The organism is Leucobacter sp. M11 (assembly GCF_035726885.1).
Classification (GTDB): domain Bacteria; phylum Actinomycetota; class Actinomycetes; order Actinomycetales; family Microbacteriaceae; genus JAPFRB01.
On sequence record NZ_JAPFRB010000004.1, the window covers coordinates 608872 to 611671 of the forward strand.

A 2800-nucleotide genomic window follows, 5' to 3' on the forward strand; every position below is an offset into this window, starting at 1 on the left:
CGTGCTCCTCGACGAGTACCAGGACACCTCCGTCGGCCAGACCCGGCTGCTCGCCGAGCTCTTCGCGGGGAACTCGGTCATGGCGGTCGGCGACCCGCACCAGTCCATCTACGGCTGGCGCGGGGCGAGCTCCGAGAACCTCACGACCTTCCCGCGCGAGTTCCGGGCGCGCGGCGAAGCGGGGCGGAGCAACACCCTGAGCCTGTCCGTGAGCTGGCGCAACGCCAGCGTCGTCCTCGACGCCGCGAACGTGGTCGCCGCCCCGCTGCGGGCGGAATCGGCGGTGCCCGTCGCGAAGCTGCTGCCCCGTCCCGCCGCGCCGCGGGGCTCCGTCGAGACCCGCTTCCCGGAAACCCTGCACGAGGAGACCCGCGCGGTCGCCGAGTGGTTTGCCGAGCGCCGCGCCGGCCACCTCGCCGAGCGGGGCGAGCTGCCCACCTCGGCGCTGATCTTCCGCAACCGCGGGCACATGGCGCGCTTCTCCCAGGCCCTGGACGAGCGGGGGGTGCCCAACCGAATCATCGGGCTCGGCGGCCTGCTGAGCACGCCGGAGATCACCGACCTCGTGGCCGCGCTGCGCTGCCTCTGGTTTGCGGACGCGGGGAGCGAGCTGATCCGGCTGCTGACGGGGCCGCGCTTCGGCGTGGGGGTGCTTGACCTGCGCGCGCTGAAGAGCGCCGCCTCCTGGTTCGCCGAGCGGGACGGCTCGCATCGCCTCCTCGCGGAGGGGGAGCGGGGGGAGGACCGCGCGCTGCCCGACCCCGATCGCCAGGTGACCCTGCTCGACGCGCTGGACGAGATCGCCCGCCTGCCCGAGGGGCACCTGATCGCGCAGAAGTTCACCGAGCCCGGCCTGGCCCGGCTGCGGGAGGCGGCCTCGGTGCTCTCCGGCCTGCGAGCCCGGGTCGGACACGGCGTCGCCGAACTGGTGCGGGCCACCGAGACGGCGCTCCGGCTCGACATCGAGGTCATGGCGAACGAGCGCGCCCCGGACGCCGGGGACGCGCGGGCGCGCGGCAATCTCGACGCCTTCCACGAGATCGTCGAGGACTTCCTGCGCGTGGACGACGCGGGCTCGCTTGCGAGCCTGCTCGCCTGGGTGGAGCGCGCCACGGTCGAGGACGAGCACGCCGAGCAGCTGGCCGCGCCCGACCCGAACTCCGTGCAGCTCATCACCGCCCACGGCTCGAAGGGGCTCGAATGGGACCTCGTCGCGGTGCCGCGGCTCGTCAGCGCCGAGTTCCCCGGCCCGAGCAAGGAGGCGAAGGGCTGGTTGCGCACCGGTGTCCTCCCCGACGCGCTCCGCGGGGACGCGGCCTCTCGCCCGGTGCTCGACTGGCGGCTCTGCGCCACCCAGCAGGAGTTTAAGGAGGCCGTCGAGGCCTACTCCGCAGAGGTCAAGGCCCGGCACGCGGACGAGGAGCGCCGCCTGGGCTACGTCGCGCTCACCCGCGCCCGCTCGGAACTGCTGCTGACCGGCTCCTTCTGGGGCGGGCAGACGCGCCCTCGCGGCCCCTCCGAATACCTGACGGAGCTCGCGGAGGCCGGGCTGATCCCCGAGCTGCCCGCCGAGAGCGCCGTCGAGGAGAACCCCCTGCTCGGCGCGGAGCGCACCCTGCTCTGGCCGCTTGACCCGCTGGGCGCTCGGCGCGAGGCCGTGCTGGCCGCCGCGGCGCGGGTCCGCGCCGGGGTCGAGGCGCGGGTGGCCGCGGACGCGGCCCCCGCGGACCTCGACCCGACCGTGCGCCTGCTCCTCGCGGAGCGTTCCGCGGGCCGGGTGCCGGAGACCCCGCTCGCCGGGGCCCGGGTTAACGCCTCCGCCTTCCACGACGTGGTCGCCGACCCGCGGCTCGCGGCACGGCGGGCCCTGCGGCCGATGCCGCAGCAGCCGTTCCGCCAGACCCGGGTCGGCAACGCCTTCCACGAGTGGGTGGAGCGGCGCTCCGCGACCGCGCTCGGCACCCGCCTCGAACTGGAGCTGGCGGATTTCGACTGGGACAGCCTCGGCGCGGGGCCGGGCTCCGCGGACGGTTCGCTCGACGGCGCTCCGGGCCAGGTCGCGGGCGAGGAGCCCGTCGCCGAGGCCGCCGAGCCCGACCCCTCGGAACTCTTCGAGGCCGCCGCGGCGGATGCGCTCACCCCCGTGGACCTGCGCGCCGAGCTCGCGCCGCTCATCGCGACCTTCGAGCGCTCGCGCTGGGCGAGCCGCCAGCCGGAGCTCGTCGAACTGGAGGTCTCGGTGCCCTTCGCCGGGACCCGGCTCGTGTGCAAGATCGACGCGGTGTACCGGGATACCGCGTCGACGCCGGGTGCCCCGGCGGACGCCGACCGCGAGCCGAGCTACGAGATCGTGGACTGGAAGGCGGGCCGCGCTCCGCGCACCGAGGCCGAGCGGCGGGATCGCTTCCTCCAGCTCGACCTGTACCGGCACGCCTTCGCCACCTGGCGGGGCATCCCGCCCGAGCGCGTGCGCGTCAGCCTCTTCTACGTTGCCGAGGATCTCGAACTGACGAACGAGGCCCCGCTCCCCATCGCGGAGCTGGAGCGGCGCTGGCTCGCGGCCACGTCCGGATAGCGCGGGCAGGCACCGCCCAGCGGCGGGACGCCTCGGCCGGAGCTGCTTAGCGGGAGCCGTCCGGCTCGCTCCGGGGGGAGCGGGGCTGCTCGGGGGCCGTGCCGAAGGTGTCGTCGGCGAAGGCCGAGGTGCGGTCGGTGCCCGGGAGCAAATCCTCGGGAAGCGGCTCGATGAAGTCGGTCTCGGGGAAGAGCAGCTGCTCGTCCTCGGGGTAGGGGGACTCAT

At 75.0% G+C, this 2800-nt stretch carries 1 protein-coding gene; it reads left to right on the top strand.

What is annotated here, in order from left to right; translation table 11 throughout:
* Positions 1-2575, top strand: a 2575-nt coding sequence (locus tag OOT08_RS15085; protein ID WP_325093613.1) for an ATP-dependent DNA helicase, incomplete at its 5' end; no start/stop codon positions are given.
* Between the last annotated feature and the right edge of the window lie 225 nt (positions 2576-2800).